The 18878-nt window shown below is 71.7% G+C and carries 18 protein-coding genes; 11 read left to right on the top strand and 7 right to left on the bottom strand.

Going from position 1 to position 18878, the window contains the following annotated elements; genetic code table 11:
* Positions 1-7: 7 nt before the first annotated feature.
* The 4 genes from map to A4R43_RS18450 all read left to right on the top strand — a co-directional run bounded on the left by map (position 8) and on the right by A4R43_RS18450 (position 4882).
* The gene (gene map, locus A4R43_RS18465; RefSeq protein ID WP_113693467.1) at positions 8-865 is read left to right on the top strand and encodes a type I methionyl aminopeptidase; all 858 of its coding nucleotides are present in this window, start codon (positions 8-10) and stop codon (positions 863-865) included.
* Positions 866-960: 95 nt separating this feature from the next.
* Positions 961-1713 (top strand): 3-hydroxybutyrate dehydrogenase, encoded by a 753-nt coding sequence (locus A4R43_RS18460; RefSeq protein WP_113693466.1) that lies wholly within the window; start codon positions 961-963, stop codon positions 1711-1713.
* Between the two features lie 36 nt (positions 1714-1749).
* The gene (locus tag A4R43_RS18455) at positions 1750-3096 is read left to right on the top strand and encodes an MFS transporter (RefSeq protein WP_113693465.1); all 1347 of its coding nucleotides are present in this window, start codon (positions 1750-1752) and stop codon (positions 3094-3096) included.
* A 4-nt stretch (positions 3097-3100) separates the two neighbouring features.
* The gene (locus A4R43_RS18450; RefSeq protein ID WP_113693464.1) at positions 3101-4882 is read left to right on the top strand and encodes a helix-turn-helix domain-containing protein; all 1782 of its coding nucleotides are present in this window, start codon (positions 3101-3103) and stop codon (positions 4880-4882) included.
* A gap of 8 nt (positions 4883-4890) precedes the next feature.
* On the opposite strand, the gene A4R43_RS18445 is transcribed toward A4R43_RS18450, so the two are convergent.
* A complete protein-coding gene (locus tag A4R43_RS18445; RefSeq protein ID WP_113693463.1) occupies positions 4891-5730 on the bottom strand; it encodes an SDR family oxidoreductase in 840 nt (279 codons plus the stop codon).
* A 93-nt stretch (positions 5731-5823) separates the two neighbouring features.
* Between A4R43_RS18445 and A4R43_RS18440 the strand changes: the two genes are divergently transcribed.
* On the top strand, positions 5824-6201 hold the full coding sequence (locus A4R43_RS18440; RefSeq protein ID WP_113693462.1) for a winged helix-turn-helix transcriptional regulator: 378 nt from the start codon (positions 5824-5826) through the stop codon (positions 6199-6201).
* Here A4R43_RS18440 and A4R43_RS18435 read toward each other — a convergent pair.
* Positions 6185-6841 (bottom strand): FadR/GntR family transcriptional regulator, encoded by a 657-nt coding sequence (locus A4R43_RS18435; RefSeq protein ID WP_113693461.1) that lies wholly within the window; start codon positions 6839-6841, stop codon positions 6185-6187. The genes A4R43_RS18440 and A4R43_RS18435 overlap by 17 nt on opposite strands.
* Positions 6842-6915: 74 nt before the next feature.
* Here A4R43_RS18435 and A4R43_RS18430 point away from each other — a divergent pair, with 74 nt between their 5' ends.
* Positions 6916-8157, top strand: a complete 1242-nt coding sequence (locus A4R43_RS18430; RefSeq protein WP_418190830.1) for a CynX/NimT family MFS transporter — start codon at positions 6916-6918, stop codon at positions 8155-8157.
* Positions 8158-8188: 31 nt separating this feature from the next.
* Here A4R43_RS18430 and A4R43_RS18425 read toward each other — a convergent pair whose 3' ends face one another.
* Together A4R43_RS18425 and A4R43_RS18420 are read right to left on the bottom strand one after the other, a co-directional pair.
* A complete protein-coding gene (locus A4R43_RS18425; RefSeq protein WP_113693460.1) occupies positions 8189-9580 on the bottom strand; it encodes a mycothione reductase in 1392 nt (463 codons plus the stop codon).
* A gap of 71 nt (positions 9581-9651) precedes the next feature.
* On the bottom strand, positions 9652-10497 hold the full coding sequence (locus A4R43_RS18420) for a M15 family metallopeptidase (protein ID WP_236809110.1): 846 nt from the start codon (positions 10495-10497) through the stop codon (positions 9652-9654).
* Between the two features lie 119 nt (positions 10498-10616).
* On the opposite strand from A4R43_RS18420, the gene A4R43_RS18415 reads away from it, so the two are divergent.
* Entirely contained in the window at positions 10617-11396 is a 780-nt protein-coding gene (locus A4R43_RS18415; RefSeq protein WP_113693458.1) for a S1 family peptidase, read from the top strand.
* 48 nt (positions 11397-11444) lie between these two features.
* Entirely contained in the window at positions 11445-11870 is a 426-nt protein-coding gene (locus tag A4R43_RS18410) for a GNAT family N-acetyltransferase (protein ID WP_113693457.1), read from the top strand.
* A gap of 106 nt (positions 11871-11976) precedes the next feature.
* On the opposite strand, the gene A4R43_RS18405 is transcribed toward A4R43_RS18410, so the two are convergent.
* Positions 11977-13143, bottom strand: coding sequence for an 8-amino-7-oxononanoate synthase (locus A4R43_RS18405; protein ID WP_113693456.1), 1167 nt, complete (start codon positions 13141-13143; stop codon positions 11977-11979).
* A 42-nt stretch (positions 13144-13185) separates the two neighbouring features.
* Between A4R43_RS18405 and A4R43_RS18400 the strand changes: the two genes are divergently transcribed.
* The gene (locus A4R43_RS18400) at positions 13186-13905 is read left to right on the top strand and encodes a PIG-L deacetylase family protein (RefSeq protein WP_113693455.1); all 720 of its coding nucleotides are present in this window, start codon (positions 13186-13188) and stop codon (positions 13903-13905) included.
* Positions 13906-13960: 55 nt separating this feature from the next.
* On the opposite strand, the gene A4R43_RS18395 is transcribed toward A4R43_RS18400, so the two are convergent.
* Positions 13961-15421 carry a DEAD/DEAH box helicase gene (locus A4R43_RS18395; protein WP_113693454.1) on the bottom strand — a complete coding sequence of 487 codons (1461 nt, stop codon included), beginning with the start codon at positions 15419-15421 and terminating at the stop codon, positions 13961-13963.
* Between the two features lie 327 nt (positions 15422-15748).
* Positions 15749-16702, bottom strand: coding sequence for a serine protein kinase RIO (locus tag A4R43_RS18390; protein WP_113693453.1), 954 nt, complete (start codon positions 16700-16702; stop codon positions 15749-15751).
* Positions 16703-16929: 227 nt separating this feature from the next.
* On the opposite strand from A4R43_RS18390, the gene A4R43_RS18385 reads away from it, so the two are divergent.
* Both A4R43_RS18385 and A4R43_RS18380 read left to right on the top strand, forming a co-directional pair.
* Positions 16930-17331 (top strand): cupin domain-containing protein, encoded by a 402-nt coding sequence (locus A4R43_RS18385; protein WP_205215370.1) that lies wholly within the window; start codon positions 16930-16932, stop codon positions 17329-17331.
* Complete coding sequence (locus A4R43_RS18380) at positions 17328-18863, top strand: phytoene desaturase family protein (RefSeq protein WP_113693452.1); 1536 nt, start codon at positions 17328-17330, stop codon at positions 18861-18863. The genes A4R43_RS18385 and A4R43_RS18380 overlap by 4 nt, the downstream gene beginning before the upstream one ends.
* The last annotated feature ends 15 nt before the right edge of the window (positions 18864-18878 follow it).

Here is an 18878-nt window from a genome sequence, read left to right as displayed (position 1 = left end):
TGGGGGCATGTCCCAGCGTGCCCCTCTGAAGCCCGGTGTGCAGTCGCCGCGCCGTGCCGTTCCCGCGTCCATCAAGCGTCCCGAGTACGTGGACCGGCCGGCCCCCAAGCGCGACACCGGGAACGGGGTCCGCACCCCCGAGGTGATCGAGGCCATGCGCGTGGCCAGCCGGATCGCCGCGCAGGCGCTGCAGGAGGGCGGCAAGGCGGTCAAGCCGGGCGCCACCACCGACGACGTGGACAAGGTGGTGCACGAGTTCCTGCTCGACCACCACGCCTACCCGTCCACCCTGGGTTACCGGAACTTCCCGAAGTCGTGCTGCACCTCGCTGAACGAGGTGATCTGCCACGGCATCCCCGACTCGACGGTGATCGAGGACGGGGACATCTGCAACATCGACGTGACCGCGTACATCGGGGACGTGCACGGCGACACCAACGCGACCTTCCTGGCCGGCGACGTCTCGGAGGAGGCGCGGCTGCTGGTGGAGCGGACGCACGAGGCGACCATGCGCGCGATCAAGGCGGTGCGGCCGGGGCGGCAGCTGAACGTGATCGGCCGGGTGATCGAGTCGTACGCGAAGCGGTTCGGCTACGGCGTGGTGCGGGACTTCACCGGCCACGGCGTCGGCCCGGCGTTCCACACCGCGCCGACGGTGCTGCACTACGAGGAGCCCTCGGTCACCACGGAGATCCTGCAGGGCATGACCTTCACCATCGAGCCGATGATCACGCTGGGCACCATCGAGTACGACATCTGGGACGACGACTGGACGGTCACCACCAAGGACAAGAAGTGGACCGCCCAGTTCGAGCACACCATCGTGGTGACCGAGACCGGCGCGGAGATCCTGACCCTGCCGTAGTGGGCCTACCTGTGGGGTAGCCCCATGAAACCCCGGTCCGCTGTGGCCGTCGCACACATGGTCAGGGCCACGGCCGCCTCGTAGCGTTCCGTGCCATGAACGAGCCCACGCTGCGCGGCCGCACCGCGCTGGTCACCGGGGGCGCGGCGGGCATCGGCCGGGCCTGCGTGGCCGCGCTGACCGCGGCCGGGGCCAAGGTGCACTTCGCCGACCGCCACGCGGACCAGGCCGCCGAGGTGGCCGCCGAGACCGGCGCCATCGCGCACGTCACCGACCTCACCGCGCCCGGTGCGGTCGAGGCGCTGCCCGACGACGTCGACATCCTGGTCAACAACGCGGGAGTGCAGCACGTTGCGCCGATCCACGAGTTCCCGCCGGAGCGGTTCGCCGCGATGCACGAGCTCATGGTGGGCGTCCCGTTCCGGCTGATGCGCCACTGCCTGCCCGCGATGTACCGCCGAGGCTGGGGCCGCCTGGTCGCCGTCTCCAGCGTGCACGGTCTCCGGGCGAGCGCGGGCAAGGCCGCCTACGTGTCGGCCAAGCACGCGCTCGAAGGGCTGAGCAAGGTCGCCGCGCTCGAAGGCGCCGAGCACGGCGTGACCAGCAACTGCGTCAACCCGGGTTACGTGCGCACGGCACTGGTCGAGGGCCAGGTGCGCGCGCAGGCCGAGCGGCACGGCATCGGCGAGGGCGAGGTGCTCGACGAGGTGTTCCTCCGCCGTACCGCGATCAAGCGGCTGATCGAACCCGAGGAGGTCGCCGCGGTGGTGACCTGGCTGTGCGGTGACGCGGCCGGGTACCTCACCGGTGCCTCCGTTCCGCTCGACGGCGGCTGGACCGCCGCTTAACCGTCCCGTTCCCCCACAAAGAAGTGGTGATTTTCCATGGCTGAAACCGAGTCCCCGCCGCGCCGCAAGATCGTCAAGATCGTCGGCGCCAGCCTGGTCGGGACGACCATCGAGTGGTACGACTTCTTCCTCTTCGCCTCGGCCGCGACCCTGGTGTTCAACAAGCTGTTCTTCCCCGGCTCGGACCCGCTGACCGGCACGCTGTTCGCGCTGGGCAGCTACGCCATCGGCTTTGTCGCGCGGCCGCTGGGCGGGCTGGTGTTCGGCCACTACGGCGACAAGATCGGCCGCAAGAAGCTGCTGGTGCTGAGCCTGCTGCTGATGGGCGGCGCCACCTTCGCGATGGGCCTGCTGCCCACCTACGCCACCATCGGCGTGGCCGCGCCGATCCTGCTCACCGTGCTGCGGCTGGTGCAGGGCTTCGCGCTCGGCGGGGAGTGGGGCGGGGCGGTGCTGATCGTCTCCGAGCACGGTGACCCGGCCAGGCGCGGGTTCTGGGCGTCCTGGCCGCAGGCCGGCGCGCCCGGCGGCAACCTGCTCGCCACCGCCGTGCTGGCGATTCTCGCTTCCGTGCAGACCGACGCCGCGTTCGAGTCGTGGGGCTGGCGGATCCCGTTCCTGCTGTCCGGCCTGCTGGTGGCGATCGGGCTGTGGATCCGGCTGTCGGTCGAGGAGTCGCCGGTTTTTGTCGAGGCCGCGAAGAAGGCGGGCGGCAAGGTGGAGAAGGCGCCGATCGTGACCGTGCTCAAGCACAGCTGGCGCGAGGTGCTGATCGCGATGGGCGCGCGCTTCGCGGAGAACGTCTCCTACTACATCCTGACCGCGTTCATCCTGGTCTACATCACCGTCGGGCTGGAGATGCCGAAGGGCGTCGGGCTGAACGCGGTGCTGATCGGCTCGGCGGTGCACTTCGTCACGATCCCGGTGTGGGGCGCGCTGTCCGACCGGTTCGGCCGCCGCGCGGTGTACCTGTTCGGCGCGGGCGCGATGCTGGTCTGGTCGTTCGTCTTCTTCGCCATGCTGGACACCAAGTCGTTCGGCGTGATGGTGCTGGCGACCACCGTCGGCCTGGTGCTGCACGGCGCGATGTACGGGCCGCAGGCGGCGTTCTTCTCCGAGTTGTTCGGCACGCGGGTCCGGTACTCGGGTGCGTCGATCGGCTACCAGCTGGCCTCGATCCTGGCCGGTGGCCTGGCCCCGCTGATCGCCACCGCGATGCTGCGTGACTTCGGCGGCAGCCTGCCGGTGTCGATCTACGTCGCGGCCACCTGCGTGCTCACCATCGTCGCGGTCTACCTGGCCAAGGAGACCAAGGGCAGCTCGCTGAGCGACGACGAGGCGGCGCGACCGGTACGCGAGGACCGCGCACCGGTGACACCATGACCGGATGAGCGCGGAGCTGCTGGACCTGATCGCCGCCGGGGCGAGCGCGCAGGAACTGGCGGCGGCGGGCGCGGATCCGCGGGCCACCGAGGCGGCCCTGCGGATCCACGCCACGCTCGCCGGGCACACCCGGCGCGAGGCTGAGCTGGCGGCGTTGTTCGACACCGCCAGCGACCTCGCCCGGCTGCGTGACACCGACGCGGTGCTCCAGTCGATCGTGCACCGGGCGCGGATGCTGCTGCGGGCGGACGTTTCGTACCTGAGCATGAACCGCCCCGGCACCGGCGGCACGTACATGAGGGTGACCGACGGCTGCACTTCGGCGTTGTTCAAGGCGCTGCGGCTGGGCATGGGCGAGGGCCTCGGCGGGCTGGTCGCGCAGACCGCGCGGCCGTACGCCACCGCCGACTACCCGACCGATCCGCGGTTCCGGCACACCGGGCCGATCGACGAAGCGGTGCGTGACGAAGGGCTGATCGCGATCATCGGCGTGCCGCTGGCGCTCGGCGACGAGGTGATCGGCGTGCTCTACGCCTCCGACCGCCGCACCCGGCGGTTCTCGCCGTCCGAGGTGGCGCTGCTGTCGTCGCTGGCCGACCACGCCGCCATCGCGATCGACAACGCGCGGCTGATCGAGACCATCCAGGAACACCACGCGACGATCGCGCGGGCGCAGGAGGCACACGACCGGCTGACCGCGCTGGTGCTCGGTGGCAGCGGGGTGCGCGAGGTCGCCGAAGCGGTGGCCGGGGTGCTGGACGGCGGGATCACCGTGCACGACTCGACGGGTGCCGAACTCGGCCGGTCCGGCACGCCAGCCGGGCCGCCGTCCGCGGACACCGTCGCCGCGTCGCAGGTGAGCGGGCGCGCGGTGGCCGAGAACGGCGTGTGGACCTGTGCCGTGCTCGCCGGTCCCGAGCTGCTCGGCAGCATCACGCTCACCGGGCGCGCGGACCTGGCCGACGCCGACCGGCGGTTGTTCGAGCGGGCCAGCGTGGTGACCGCGCTTCTGCTGCTGTTGCGCCGGTCCACCGCGGAGGCCGAGGACCGGGTGCGGGGCGAGCTGGTCGCCGATCTGCTCACCGCGCCCGACCGCGATCCGGAGGCGTTGATCGACCGGGCGAGGCGCGTCGGGGTGGATCTCGGGGCTGGGCACGTGGTGCTGGTATTGCAGTCCGACGCGTGTTCACGCGGCAGGCTGGCGGCGGCGGTCGCCGGGCACGCGGCGCTGGCCGGGTTGCACGCGGAACAGGTGGTCGCGTTCGTGCCGCCGAAGGAGGCCGCCGCCGATCCCGGCAAGCTGGCGTCGATGCTGGCCGGGCCCGCCGGTGGACCGGTGACGGTGGCCGCCGCCGGACCGGCCGCCGGTCCCGCCGGGCTGGCCGCCGCGCACGCGGAAGCCGCGCGCTGCCTGCGCGCGATGCTCGCGCTCGGGCGTGAAGGCGACGGCGCCACGGCGGCGGAACTCGGTTTTGTCGGGGTCCTGCTGGGAGATCGGGCCGACACCGCCGGTTTTGTGCGGTCGGTGCTCGGGCCCGTGCTCGACTACGACGCCCGGCGGGGCACGGAACTGGTGAAAACGCTGGAGTGCTACTTCGCCGCGGGCGGAAACCTCGCGCGGGCCAAGGATTCGCTGCACGTCCACGTGAACACGGTGGCGCAGCGGCTGGACCGGATCGCCGCACTGCTCGGCCCGGACTGGTCGTCACCGGCGGGCGCGCTGGAGTTGCAGCTGGCGTTGCGGCTGCACCGGATCGCCGGGGCCGGCGGCGATCCGATGCGGTGACCCGCGGTTCAGCGGAAGGCGTCGATGTGGCGGTCGGCCCAGTCGGTGAAGGGGCGCGGGGCGCGGCCGAGCACTCGCTGGACGTCCGGGCTGACGCGGACTTCGGCAGGGCTCGGGGAGCCGAGGATGTCCAGGGTGTCATCGGCCAGTTCCGGCGGCATGCTCTGGACCATGGCGGCCTTGGCCTCTTCCCGGGTGAGTTCGTCGAACCGCACGGGCGTGCCCAGTGCCGCGGCGATGGCTGCCGTCTGCTGGCGCGGCGTGATCACCTCCGGGCCGGTCAGCTCGTACGCGCCACCGAGGTGCCGGTCGTCCAGCAGGCAGGCCGCGGCGACCTCGGCGATGTCCGCCGGGTCGATGATCGGTGTGCCGATGTCACCGTAGGGCGCGGCGACGACCTGCCGCGTGCGAACGGATTCGGCCCACCACAACGCGTTCGAGGCGAACCCGCCCGGCCGCAGGATGGCCCAGTCCAGCCCGGATTCCCGCAGTCCGTCCTCCAGCGCGCGCATCGCGATCCGCGTCCGGCCGTGTGGTCTGGTCACCACACCCTGCGTGGAGAGCAGGACAACACGGCGGACACCGGCGGCTGCCGCCTGCTCGATGAGGCCGGCCGGATTCGCGCCAACGGCGTGCAGGTCACCGGACAGCAGCAGGAACAACGCCTTCGCCCCGGCCAGCGCGGGCGCCAGGCCGTCCGGCCCGGCCAGATCGGCCACCACGTGCCGCACGCCGTCCGGCACCGCCGCCGCGTGCCGCGAAACCGCCGTCACCTGCTCGCCCGCCTCGGCCAGCGCCCGCGTCAACGGCCGTCCGATGTTTCCGGTCGCCCCGGTCACCACGATCATGCTCAGCTCCTCGTCCGTGATTTCCACTGTGTGCTGGACGCTAGGAGCCGGGCTAACTTTTGGTAAGGACATACCCGGAGGTAAGCTCAGGACATGGCAGGAGGCTCGCAGGTGGTCCCGGTCGACCCGGAGCGGCGGTATGAGGTGTTTCACACCGACTGCGCCGCCCGCGACGTGGTCAACCACGTGACCAGCCGATGGGGCGTCTGGGTGCTGATCGCCCTGGGGCGCGGCGAACTCCGCTTCTACGAACTGCGCGAGAGCATTCAGGGCATCAGCGAGAAGATGCTCGCCCAGACCCTGCGCGCGCTGGTCGGCGACGGCCTGGTCTGGCGCGAGGTCGAGCCGACCACGCCGCCCCAGGTCACCTACGGGCTGACCGAGTTCGGCCGCGAGGTCGGCGAACCGCTGGAGGAACTGCTCGGCCGGATCACCCGGCGGCTGCCGGAGGCGCCTACTCGATCCCCCTGAGCAGGTCGTCGAGGAAGCCGCTGGCTTCGGCGACGGCGCGCTCGGGGTCACCGGCGGCGATGGCTTCCAGCAGGCCGGTGTGCGAGACGTTGTCCGCGTGCTTGGTCGCCTCGACCGAAGCGGTGACCACTTCGCTCAGCCCGCGGTACAGCTCGGTCAGCAGGTTGTTGTGTCCACATTGGACAACGGCGAGGTGGAAGCTGGCGTCCGTCCGGACGAACTCGCTGAACTGCTTGTCCGCCAGCGCCGCGTCGCGCACGCGGAGCAGTTCGGTGAGGTTGGCCAGTTCGGCTTCCGTGCGCTCGGTGGCGGCCAGCCGCGCGCCTTCGACTTCGAGCGTGCGCCGGACCTGCAGCACCTCGCGGAGTTCGGACCCGCACAACCGGCGGACCGCCCCGGAAACCTCGCTGGTGGCGCGGACGTAGGTGCCGTCGCCCTGCCGCACTTCCAGCAAACCGCTGTGGGACAACGCCCGAACGGCCTCACGCACCGTGTTGCGGCCGACACCGAGCGCTGCCACCAGCTCGCTCTCCGGCGGAATCCGCTCGCCCACCGGCCATTCGCCCGCGGTCACGGCTTCACGAAGCTGCCCGATCACCTGGTCGACGAGCCCCGTCCGGCGGGTGGTGGCCAACGGCACTGTGACATTCCTTTCGCGTGTTCCGGGCGCTTTCGGGGTTCAACCAATCATCCTACGTCTGCCATACTAGCCCCGTGTCCGTCGAATCCGAGGTCTCGATCAAGCAACGTGCCCTGGCCGGCGCGATCGAACCCGTCCGCCGGTCACGGAATCTCGCCGTCGCCGGTGGCACGCTGATCGCACTGGCCGTGGTGCTCGCCGCGTTGAACCTGCGGCCCGCGATCACCAGTGTGGGCCCGCTGCTCGACGAGGCCAGGATTTCCCTCGGCGCCTCCGGCACCTGGGCCGGACTGCTCACCACTTTGCCAGGGTTGTGCTTCGCTGTCGCCGGACTCGCCGCACCTCGTCTGGCGCGCAAGGTCGGCATGGGCAGCGCGGTCGCGCTGGCGCTCGGCATTCTCGGCATCGGGCTGATCGTGCGCGTGCTCGACGGACCGCTGGTGGTGCTCGGCGGCACGCTCGTCTCCAGCGCCGGGATCGCGCTGGCGAACGTGCTGGTCCCGGTGGTGGTCAAGGATTCGTTCCCGGCTCGGGTCGGCCTGATGACCGGGATCTACACGGCCGCGCTGAACCTCGGCGGGGCCTCCGGCTCCGCGCTTTCGCCCACGCTCGACTCGCTGCTCGACGGCTGGCGCCCGGCGCTGGCCGCGTGGGCCCTGCTCGCCTTCCTCGCGCTGGTGGTCTGGAAGATCGCCATCCGCGGTGGCGCGCGGACGACCGAGCACACCGGGACGCAGAGCGAACCGCGGCGATCGCTGCTGCGCAGCCCGCTCGCCTGGATCGTCACGCTGTTCTTCGGGCTGCAGTCGTTCCTGGCCTACGTGGTGATGGGCTGGTTCCCGCAGGTGCTGATGGACGCCGGGCTGAGCCGCGGTGACGCCGGGCTGGTGGTCGGGCTGATGTCGCTGCTCGCGGTGCCGATCAGCCTGACCGTGCCCGCACTCGCCGCGCGGCAGCGCAACCAGACCTGGTGGATCGTCGCGCTCGGCGTGTTCTCCATGGCCGGGCTCGGCGGGCTGATCCTGGCGCCGTCGGCGGCTCCGCTGCTGTGGGCGATCCTCACCGGCATCGGGATGAGCGTGTTCTCCATGGCGGTGATGGTGATCGCGCTGCGGGCCCGCGCCGGTGACGAGACCGCGCGGCTGTCCGGCATGGTGCAGGGCCTCGGTTACCTGCTCGCCGCGATCGGCCCGTTCCTGTTCGGCTTCCTGCACGACGTGACCGCGGGCTGGACGGTGCCGCTCGCGATGGTGTTCGGTGTGGTGGTGGCCCAGACCGTGTTCGGCGGCCTGGCCGGTCGCGACAAGCTCGTCTGACCGGCCCGCGGCCGGGTGCGTGCCGGGTGAGCTAGTCCAGCGGCAGGTTCAGCAGCGCGTTCTCGATCAGCTCCGGCATCGCCGGGTGGATCCAGTACTGCCCGCGCGCCATCTGCCGCGCGTCCAGGCCGAAGCTCATCGCCTGGATCACCGGCTGGATCAGGCTGCCCGCCTGCGGGCCGATGATGTGCGCGCCGAGCAGCTGCCCGGTGGCCGGGTCGGCGAGCAGCTTCGCGAACCCGGTGGTGTCCTCCATCGCCCAGCCGTACGCGATGCCCGCGTAGTCCTGGGTGTAGGTCACGTAGTTCACGCCCTTTGCCTTCGCCTGCGCCTCGGTCAAGCCCACCGAAGCGATCTGCGGCGCGCTGAACACCGCGTGCGGCACGAACCGGTGGTCCGCCGCGACGGGGGAGTCGGGGTGGAGCAGGTTGTGCTGCACCACGCGCTGCTCGTGGTTCGCCACGTGCTTCAGTTCGTACGCCGAGGAGATGTCGCCCAGCGCGTAGATCCCGTCGACCGCGGTGCGCTGGTACTCGTCCACTTCGACGTGTCCGCTGTCCTTAGTGGACACCCCGGTGGCGGCCACGTTCAGCACGTCCGAGTTCGGCCGCCTGCCGGTGGCCACCAGCAGCAGGCCCGCCTCGATGGTCTCGGTGCCGTCGGGCCCTTCGAGGTCCAGCGAGACGCCGGTTTCGGTGCGGCGCACCTTGGTGGTCCGGCGGTTCAGCCGGACGTCGTACTTTTCCACGGCGAGTTCGGTGAACCGCTTGCTCACCGCCTCGTCCTCCGCGCGCAGCAACGCGCCGGACCGGGCGATCACCGTGACGTCGACGCCGAACGAGGAGAACACGTGCGCGAACTCGGCGGCGATGAACCCGCTGCCGAGGATCACCAGCCGCTCCGGCAGCTCGTCGATCCGCATCACGGTGTCCGAAGTGTGGTAACCGCTGTCGGCGAGGCCGGGAATGTCCGGGATCAGCGGGCGGCCACCGGCGGCGAGCACGAACCGGTCCGCGGTCAGCGTTTCCGTGCGACCACCGGGAAGGCTCACTTCGAGCTGCTTCATCCCGGTGAACCGGCCTTCGCCCTCGTAGACGGTGACGTTGCGGTTGTCCTCGTGCTCGATGCGGTACTGCCTGCCGCCCGCGGCGATCGGATCGATCCGGCCGAAGATGCGGTCGCGGATCTCGCGCCAGCGCACCCCGGCCAGCTCCAGGTCCACGCCGAGCTTCGCCCCGGCGGGCACGGCCGCGGCCAGGTCGGCCGGGTAGACGAACATCTTGGTCGGGATGCAGCCGACGTTCAGGCAGGTGCCGCCGAAGGTGCCCTTCTCCACGATCGCGGTCTTCCAGCCGGCGAACCGCGGGTCGAGCACGGAGTTGCCGGAGCCGGTGCCGATGATCACCAGGTCGTAGTGGGGCACGCTGTCATCCTGTCGGTCTGGGAGTGGTCTTTGGTCGGTCAAACCTAACCCGGGTACCGGTTTGTTCCCGGTCAGCCGCCGGTGGCGGAGAAGTGCATCAGATCCTTCGGGGAGTCCCAGGTGCCGCCCCAGGTCCAGCCGATCGCCCGGAACGCGCGCTCGGCCACGCCGCCGGGCAGGATCATGCCCGGCCGCTGGTCGGCGCGGTCGGTGTAGGCCGAGGCCAGTTCCGGCAGCACCAGGTCGCCCTTGAGGTAGGGGTTGCAGAACGGGTTGACGTCCACCGCCAGTCCCGAGGCGTGTGCCGACCAGCCGCTCTGGCCGCGCACCGGGCGGCAGACGAAGGAGCCGGTGTTGTTGCCGTCACCGGTCGGCGGGGCGTCCAGTTCGTCCGCCCTGGTGACGCGCATCTCCTCGATCGGGAACTTCGCCGCGAACAACGCGCCGAACGCCTCGGTGACCGGCTGCGCGACCGAGGCGTTCACCAGCATCTCGCCGGTGTGCACTCGTCCGTCGAAGCCCCAGAAGGACATGGTCAGGTACCGCAGCTGGTCCGCGCCGACCGGGCAGCCGGGCTGCCAGGTGCTCCGCGCGAGCACCTCACCCGGCACCGCCTCGACGGTCGAGGCGTAGTCGTCGGTCGCGGGCGGGGGCAGCAGGTCGGCGGTGGGGAGGTGGCGGTCGGCCAGTTCGGGTGGCGTCGGCAGGACCTCACCGAAGCCGTCCGCGCGCAACGGCAGCGGCCGGGCGCCGACCCGCCACGTGGGGGCCGGCGGCTCACTCGATCGGGTAGCGGTCGGCTGAGCCGTCGTTGTGGTCGGCGGTGCCGGAGAAGGTGCTGGTGGGGGCTCCGCGCCACACGCGGAGAGCAGGAGGAGCAGCACGGCGAGCACCGCTGCCGGGGCCGTTGGTCGCACGCGTCCACTGTGACAGAGCCGCAGCGTGACCGGCAGTCCACCCGGTTCAGGGACACCGCTTCGGGGCCGGGCCATTTAGGGTGATCGGACCGCCCAAGAGCTTCGAGAGGAATGCCTTCATGCCGAACAAGTCCCGCCGCCGCGGGGTGCTGACGGCGGCCGCCGCGGTGGTGGCCGGGGCAGTCGCCCTGGTGCCAGCAGCGGAGGCCACGAACACCCAGCCGTACATCGTCGGCGGGACGGAAGCCTCCATCGCGGACCATCCGTACGCGGTCTACCTCACCGACCGCGACGGCCACCAGTTCTGCGGTGGTGTGCTGATCTCGCGCACCGGGGTGCTGACAGCGGCGCACTGCGCGCAGGCGATGAAGCGCCAGCAGCTGCGCGTGGTCGCGGGCCGCCAGGACCAGCGCACCAGCGCCGGGGTGGTCAGCGAGGTGGAGAAGGTGTGGGTGTCGCCGCAGTTCAAGGACCCGACCACCGGCAACGACGTCGCCGTGCTCACCCTCGAAGAGGAAATGCCGTACCGCCCGGCGAAACTGCCGGACGCGAGCGACGCCGAGCTCTACCGCGAAGGCACCAAGGCCAGGGTGCTCGGCTGGGGCCGCACCTCCGACGGCGGGCCGCGCTCGGACTACCTGCGTGGCGCGCTGGTGCCGGTGGTTTCCGACGAGGGCTGCAAGGCCAGCTTCAGCAGCTACGACAAGTCGACCATGCTCTGCGCGGGGTATCCCGACGGCGGGGTCGATGCCTGCCAGGGCGACTCCGGTGGCCCGCTGCTGGTCGGCGACACGGTGATCGGCATCGTCTCGTGGGGTGAGGGCTGCGCCCGCCCGGACCGGCCCGGTGTCTACGCGCGGGTCGCGGCGTTCACCACGGACGTGCGCTCGCAGGGCTGAGCTCTCGGCCGCCACGGCGTGTGCTAGGCATACGCCGTGGTTGAAAGCATGCTCCGGGTGGTGACCGGCGACCGGCTGTCCGCCGGTGATCTCTACGCGATCCTCAAGCTGCGCGTGGACGTTTTTGTCGTCGAGCAGGAGTGCCCGTACCCCGAACTGGACGGCCGGGACCTGGTGCCGGGCACGCGGCACCTGTGGCTGGACGGCGCGTCGGGGGTGGAGTCCTACCTGCGCGTGCTGGACGAGCCGGGTGGCGGGTTCCGCATCGGCCGGGTGGTCACCGCGGCCGACGCGCGCGGGAAGGGCTTGGCCGCCCAGCTGATGACGGCCGCCCTGGAGTCCATTTCGGACGCTCCAGCGGTGCTGGACGCGCAGACCTACGCGAAGGGCTTCTACGCCAAGTTCGGCTTCGAACCGGCCGGGGACGAGTTCCTGGAAGACGGCATCCCGCACATCACCATGCGCCGCGGCTAGCGACCGCGCGGCGCCTGGCAGTCCGGCCGGATGTCACGAATGTGGCTTTCGAGACGCCGAACGTCTCGAAAGCCACATTCGTGACACCGTCCAGGATGCGCCGCCGCTAGCGCGGGGCGCAGTCCACGATCACCTTCACCGCGGCGTCCACATCGGACTCGGTGAGGTCGGCGCGGGCGGTCAGTCGCAGCCGGGAGATGCCGTCCGGCACTGACGGCGGCCGGAAGCAGCCGACCCGCACGCCGTGTTCGGCGCAGCTTTCCGCCCACGCCACGGCCTTCTCCGGCGACGGCGCCTGCACCGAGACCACCGCGGCGTCCGGGGTGCTGACGGTGAACCCGGCTTCGGCGAGTTGCTCGGACAGGCGGCTCGCCACCGCCAGCACCTTGCCGGGCAGTTCGGGCTCGGCGCGCAGCACGTTCAGCGCCGCCAGCGCGGCGGCCGCGCTGCCCGGCGCGAGCGCGGTGTCGAAGATGAAGCTGCGCGCGGTGTCGACGAGGTGCTTGATCACCCGGCGCGGGCCGAGAACCGCGCCCCCCTGTGCGCCGAGGGACTTCGAGAGCGTGATCGTGGTGACCACGTCCGGCGCACCGGACAGGCCAGCCTGGTGAACCGCGCCGCGGCCGCCCTCCCCGAGCACACCGAAGCCGTGTGCGTCGTCGACCAGCAGGGCCGCGCCGTGCGCGCGGCAGGCTTCGGTCAGCTCGCCGAGCTTGGCCAGGTCACCGTCCACGGAGAACACCGAGTCGGTCACCACCAGCGCCCGCGGCTTGCGGCGCGTGGCGAGCGCGTGCTTGATCGCGGCGACGTCGCTGTGCGCGATGGCGGCCACGTCCGCGCGCGACAGGCGGCAGCCTTCGATCAGCGACGCGTGGATGTACTTGTCGGTGACGATCGCCGATTCCGAACCGGACAGTGCGGTCACCGCACCCAGGTTCGCGGCGAAGCCCGAGGAGAACACCAGCGCCGCCTGCGCCCCGCAGAACCGGGCCAGCTCGTGTTCCAGTTCGGCGTGCAGTTCGGTCGAGCCGGTGACCAGCCGGGAACCCGTCGAGCCCGCGCCCCAGCGCAGCGCGGCGGCCGCGGTCGCCCCGGCGACGCGCTTGTCGCGGGCCAGGCCGAGGTAGTCGTTCCCGGCGAGGTCGACCTCGCCGGTGTCCGCGCGCCGGGGTCGCAGCCGCCGGACCAGCCCGGCGGCGGCACGCTTGTCCGCCTCGGTGTCGAGCCAGTCGAAGACGTGGTCGGGCGCGGGGACTGGACCGGGTGCGTTCACGCCTGGCAGTCTCGCATGCGATCGATTCGAGGAGGACGCACGGTGAGCGGGGACCGGTTGGAGCCGATGCCGGAGGACTGGGAGCGGGCGCTGGCGGTGGTGGCGCATCCCGACGACCTGGAGTACGGCGGCTGCGGGGCGGTGGCGAAGTGGACCGACGAGGGCAAGTCGGTGGCCTACCTGCTGGTGACCCGCGGTGAGGCTGGCATCGACACGATGCCCCCGGAGGAGGCGGGCCCGCTGCGGACCGAGGAGCAGATCGCCAGCGCGGCCGTGGTCGGCGTGCACGACGTGGAGTTCCTCGACCACCCCGACGGTGTCATCGAATACGGCCTGCCGTTGCGCCGGGACATCGCGGCGGCGATCCGCCGCTACCGGCCCGAGCTGGTGATCATGAGCAACCACCGGGAGACCTGGCCCGGCGGGTACCTGAACATGGCCGACCACCGGGTGGTCGGCGAAGCCGTGCTGGACGCCGTGCGCGACGCGGCGAACCGCTGGATCTTCCGCGATCTGGGCCTGGAGCCGTGGCAGGGCGTGCGCTGGGTGGCCGGCGCGTCGTCACCGCGGTCGACGCACGCGGTGGACATCACCACGACCATGGACCGCGCGATCGCCTCACTGAAGGAGCACAAGGCCTACCTGGCCGCGCTCGGTGGCGAGCTGGGGGAGCCGGAGACCTTCCTGCGCACGGCCGCGGAGGAAACCGGCAAGCGCTTCGGCGGCCGCCTCGCCACCGACTTCGAGCTGTTCCCCATGTAGCCAAAAAAAGGGGGCCCCACCAGCCGGTGGAGCCCCCTTTCAGCGAACTACGGGATCAGTCGTTGGACCAGCCCCGGCGCGCCGGGCCGCGGCCCGAGCGCTGCGGACGGCCCGAGCCACCGCCGCTGTGACGCGGCTGGCGGCCACGGCCGCCGAAGCTCGGCCGGCCACGGCCTTCGCCGTGCGCCCGCGGGCCACCCCGGCGCGGGGTGTCCCGGCGGTGCTCGCGCTCGATCACCGGCTCACCGCTGGGCTGGCGCGCCCCGGTGATCCTGGCCAGTTCGGCGTCGCCGGGCCGCATGGTGGCGGTCTCGGCACGCACCCCGGCGCGATCGGTCAGGCGCTTCATGGTGCGGCGCTGGTCGTGCGTGATCAGCGTGACCACGGTGCCCGACGCCCCGGCACGGGCGGTGCGCCCGGCGCGGTGCAGGTAGTCCTTGTGGTCGGCGGGCGGGTCCACGTGCAGCACCAGGCTGATGTCGTCGACGTGGATGCCGCGGGCGGCCACGTCGGTGGCGACCAGCACCGGGGTGTGCCCGGCCTTGAAGTCGGACAGCACGCGGTTGCGCTGCCCCTGGGTCTTGCCGCCGTGCAGGGCCGCGGCGTGCACCCCGGCCTCACGCAGGCGCTCGGCGAGCCGGTCCACGTGGTGCTTGGTCCGCACGAACATGATCGTGCGGCCCTCACGCGCCGCGATCTCGGTGATGATGGCCTGCTTGTCCGGGTAGGACACCTGGAACACGTGGTGGTCCATGGTGGTGACGCTGGCGGTGACCGGCGCGACCGAGTGCTCGACCGGGTCGGTCAGGTAGCGGTCGACCAGCTTCTTGACGTCACCGTCGAGGGTGGCCGAGAACAGCAGCCGCTGCCCGCGCGGCGGGGTGAGGTCGAGGATCTCCCGCACCTGCGGCAGGAAGCCCATGTCGGCCATCTGGTCGGCCTCGTCGAGCGCGACGAAGTTGACGTCGCCGAGCACGCAGGTGCCCTGCCGGACGTGGTCCGACAGCCGGCCGGGGGTGGCGATCAGCAGGTCGACGCCGCGCTGCAGCGCGTCCGCCTGCCGGTTGAAGGCCATGCCGCCGACGGCCGTGCGGCACCACAGGCCGAGCGACTTGGCCAGCGGGGTCAGCGAGTCGGCCACCTGCATGGCCAGCTCACGGGTCGGGACCAGGACCAGCGCGCGCGGCCGCTTGGCGCGGGCCTTGCCGCCGTCGAGCCTGGTCAGCAGGGCCAGGCCGAAGGCAAGGGTCTTGCCGGAGCCGGTCTGGGCACGGCCGAGCACGTCACGCCCGGCGAGCGCGTCGGGCAGGGTGGCGGCCTGGATGGGGAACGGGGAATCGATGCCCGCTTCCCGCAGCGCGGCACGCAGCGGGTCGGGCAGGTTGAGCTCGGCGAAGGACTTCAGGGGCGCCGTGTAGGGCGTGGCGACGGCGGGACCGCCGTCGTGGTTCCGATTCCGCGGCTTGCGGTTGCCGTGGCGCGCGGAGGTGTTGCCGGAATCGAGCGTGACTGTCACAAATGCCTCTCGGACGTGGCACGTCGCAAGGGAGGCCCGGTTGTCCGCACGCAGGCAGGACAAGGTGGTGTTGCGATGGGCTTTCTCAGGGACATACCCGGCACGCCGTGTCCGTCGGACACCACGCGCCGCTTGATGGATGCCGCGGGGCCGTACGGTTTTGGCCCTTGGAGGCGACGGACACCACTCATCCACGCCGCCGATTGCGGTCTGGTCACAACAATACCGGAGAGCCTTTCCCGCTGGTGCGCCGAGGCGGGAAGTGTGGGCAAGGCCCCATCCCGGTAACGCGGGAAGGTGAGCGGGCTCACCTTCCCGCGTCCCGCCTCAGGGCAGTCCCGCCGCCTGGCGCAGTTCGCCCACCAGCGCGTCCGGGTCGAGCACCTCCGGCGGCAGGCCGCGGGCGGCGAACCAGCTCGCCGCGTTGCGCACGTCCCGGTCCAGGAACTCCAGCCCGCGTGGATTGGCCACGATGTCCACCACCTGCGGCAGGTCGATCAGCACCAGCCGCCCGTGGTGGACCATCAGGTTGTACGCCGACAGGTCGCCGTGCGCGAGGCCGTGCGCCGCCATCGTCTCCAGCGCGGACACCAGCTGGTACCAGAGGTCGCGCAGGCCGTCCTCGTCCGTGCGGACCTGGGCCAGCCGTGGCGCGGCCGTGCCGTCCTCGTCGCCGATGAACTCCAGCAGCAGCTCGGTGCCGCTGCGCTGGACCGGGTACGGCACCGGCACGCCGGCGCTCCACAGCCGGGACAGCGCGGCGAACTCGGCCACCGCCCACTGCTCGGCGATCAGGTTGCGGCCGAAGGCGGTGCGGGTCTCGATCGCCCGCATCTCACGCGACCGCCGCATGCGGCGGCCTTCGAGATAACCGGCGTCGCGGTGGAACATCCGGTGCTCGTTGCTGCGGTACCGCTTGGCGGTCAGCAGCGACTGCGGCCCGTCGGGCAGGCCACGTCGCACCAGGTGGACGTCGGCCTCCTTGCCGGTCTTGAGCACGCCCAGCTCGGTGTCCACGGCGGCCAATTGGGTGATCACCCAGCTGGGTCGCGGATGCGGACCCTGCTCGCCGTCGGCCCAGGTGGACCAGCGGTCGCCACCGCCGGGAATGGCGGTTTCGGTGTAGGCGTCGGCGCGCTGGTGGGCGAGCCGGACGCGTTCTTCTTCGGTGAGCCGCCCGCGGCGGCTGGGTTCGGGTTCGTCGTCGAAGCGCGCGCGACGGCTCTTGCGGCGCGCGGGCTGCTCGTCGAGACGGTCGAAATCGAAGTCGTGCTTGCGCACTGGTGGGCTCCTGATGAGGGAATGGGGCCCCGCCGGCGCGAATGGGACGCGTGTGTGTGCGTCAGCCGGTCAGGGCGGCGGATCGGGCGCAGGGCAAGCCCAGGACAGTCCTCGCCACAGGGCACCTCCTCGCTCTCCGCCGGCACACCGGCTCTCGACTCGAACGCGCCCGATCTTCGCGGCCTTCGCGGGGTCCGCGCAACCGAATTAACTGACAGAGTGGCGGCATGGTGGATTTCGCCACGATCGAGCTGGCCGACGCGGGGGAGGTCGTCGCGCCGGACGGTTCCGTCGTGCGCCCGTTGCTGCGGTTGCCCGGCGTCGGCAGCTTCGCGCACTTCGAACTCGCGCCTGGCCAGGTGTCGCACGCCGTCACGCACGCCACCGTCGAGGAGATCTGGTACGTCATCGCGGGTGAAGGGCGGATGTGGCGGCGGCAGGGCGACCGGGAGGAGGTCGTGCGCCTGCGGGAAGGCACCTGCCTGACCATTCCGCTGGGCACGGCGTTCCAGTTCCGGGCCGCCGAAGCGGGGTTGCGCGCGGTGGCGGTGACCGCGCCGCCGTGGCCCACCGGGAGCGAGGACGAGGCGCGGATCGCGGAAGGTCCGTGGGAAGTGGAGGGCACGTGACCGGGGCGGCACGGTATGACGTGGTGATCGCCGGTGGCGGGCACAACGGGCTGGTCGCGGCGGCCTACCTGGCCAAGGCGGGCCGGTCGGTGCTGCTGCTGGAACGCCGGGCCGAACTGGGCGGCGCGGCGGTTTCGTTCCGCGCCTTCGACGGCGTGGACGTGCGGTTGTCGCGGTACTCGTACCTGGTCAGCCTGCTGCCGCGGCGCATCGTCACCGAACTGGGCCTGCCGGTGGAGCTGCGCCGCCGCCGGATGTCGTCGTACACCCCGGCCGGGTCCGGCGGCCTGCTGGTGGACACCGGCGACACCGCGCGCACCGCCGCCTCCTTCGCCGCGATCACCGGCGGGGACGCGGATTTCGAAGCGTGGCAGCGGTTCTACGCGATGACCGGGCGGGTCGCCGAACGCACCTTCGGCACGCTCACCGAGCCACTGCCCACAAAGGACGAACTACGCGCGCGGGTCGACGACGACGAGGCGTGGCGGGCGTTGTTCGAGCGTCCCTTGAGCGAGACGCTGGAAACCGCGTTCACCGACGACACCGTGCGCGGTGTGGTGCTGACCGACGCGCTGATCGGCACGTTCGCCGCCGCCGAGGATCCCGCGCTGCGCCAGAACCGCTGCCTGCTCTACCACGTGATCGGCAACGGCACCGGCGACTGGGACGTGCCGGTCGGCGGCATGGGCGCGGTCACCGGCGCGCTCGCGGCCACCGCCCGCGCGGCCGGGGCCGAACTGCTGGCCGGCGCCGAAGTGCTCGGCATCCAGCCCGACGGCGAAGTCCGCTACCGCCACGGCGACGCCGAACACGTGGTCCACGGCGGTCACGTGCTGGCGAACCTCGCCGCGCCCACGCTGGCCCGGCTGATGGGCGAGGAGCCGCCCGCCGAGGCGCCGGAAGGCGCGCAGCTCAAGGTCAACATGGTGCTCACCAGGCTGCCGCGCCTGCGTGACCGCGGTGTCACCGCGCACGAGGCCTTCGGCGGCACGTTCCACGTCAACGAGGACTACCGGCAGCTCGCGACCGCCCACGCCGCAGCGGCGTCCGGTCGCATTCCCGCGTTGCCGCCGTGTGAGATCTACTGCCATTCGCTGACCGATCCGTCGATCCTCGGCCCGGCCGAGCGAGCGGCCGGAGCCCAGACGCTCACGCTGTTCGGGTTGCACATGCCCGCGCGGCTGTTCCGCGAGAACAACGACGCGACACGCGAAGCGGCGTTGACCGCGACGCTCGCGTCGCTGAACAGCGTGCTCGCCGAGCCGATCGAGGACTGTCTCTGGCGGGACGAGCACGGCAATCCGTGCATCGAGGCCAAAACGCCGCTCGACCTGGAAGCCGAGCTGGGGCTGCCGGGCGGGCACATCTTCCACCGCGACCTGTCCTGGCCGTACGCGGCCGAGGGCACCGGACGCTGGGGCGTGGAGACCGCGCACGAGCGGATCCTGTTGTGCGGGGCGGGCGCGGTGCGCGGTGGGGGCGTGAGCGGAATTCCCGGGCACAACGCGGCGATGGCGGTGCTCGGCCGGTAAGGGTTGTCCCGCGCC

The sequence above is a fragment of the Amycolatopsis albispora genome (assembly GCF_003312875.1).
GTDB classification, from domain to species: Bacteria; Actinomycetota; Actinomycetes; order Mycobacteriales; family Pseudonocardiaceae; genus Amycolatopsis; species Amycolatopsis albispora.
This window is presented reverse-complemented; position numbering and strand designations above follow the sequence as displayed.

Coding starts and splice junctions, on each gene's coding strand:
- A4R43_RS18445 (WP_113693463.1), bottom strand. CDS start 5,730: ATGATCGTGGTGACCGGGGCGACCGGAAACATCGGACGGCCGTTGACG.
- A4R43_RS18455 (WP_113693465.1), top strand. CDS start 1,750: ATGGCTGAAACCGAGTCCCCGCCGCGCCGCAAGATCGTCAAGATCGTC.
- A4R43_RS18450 (WP_113693464.1), top strand. CDS start 3,101: ATGAGCGCGGAGCTGCTGGACCTGATCGCCGCCGGGGCGAGCGCGCAG.
- A4R43_RS18460 (WP_113693466.1), top strand. CDS start 961: ATGAACGAGCCCACGCTGCGCGGCCGCACCGCGCTGGTCACCGGGGGC.
- A4R43_RS18385 (WP_205215370.1), top strand. CDS start 16,930: ATGGTGGATTTCGCCACGATCGAGCTGGCCGACGCGGGGGAGGTCGTC.
- map (WP_113693467.1), top strand. CDS start 8: ATGTCCCAGCGTGCCCCTCTGAAGCCCGGTGTGCAGTCGCCGCGCCGT.
- A4R43_RS18440 (WP_113693462.1), top strand. CDS start 5,824: ATGGCAGGAGGCTCGCAGGTGGTCCCGGTCGACCCGGAGCGGCGGTAT.
- A4R43_RS18410 (WP_113693457.1), top strand. CDS start 11,445: ATGCTCCGGGTGGTGACCGGCGACCGGCTGTCCGCCGGTGATCTCTAC.
- A4R43_RS18415 (WP_113693458.1), top strand. CDS start 10,617: ATGCCGAACAAGTCCCGCCGCCGCGGGGTGCTGACGGCGGCCGCCGCG.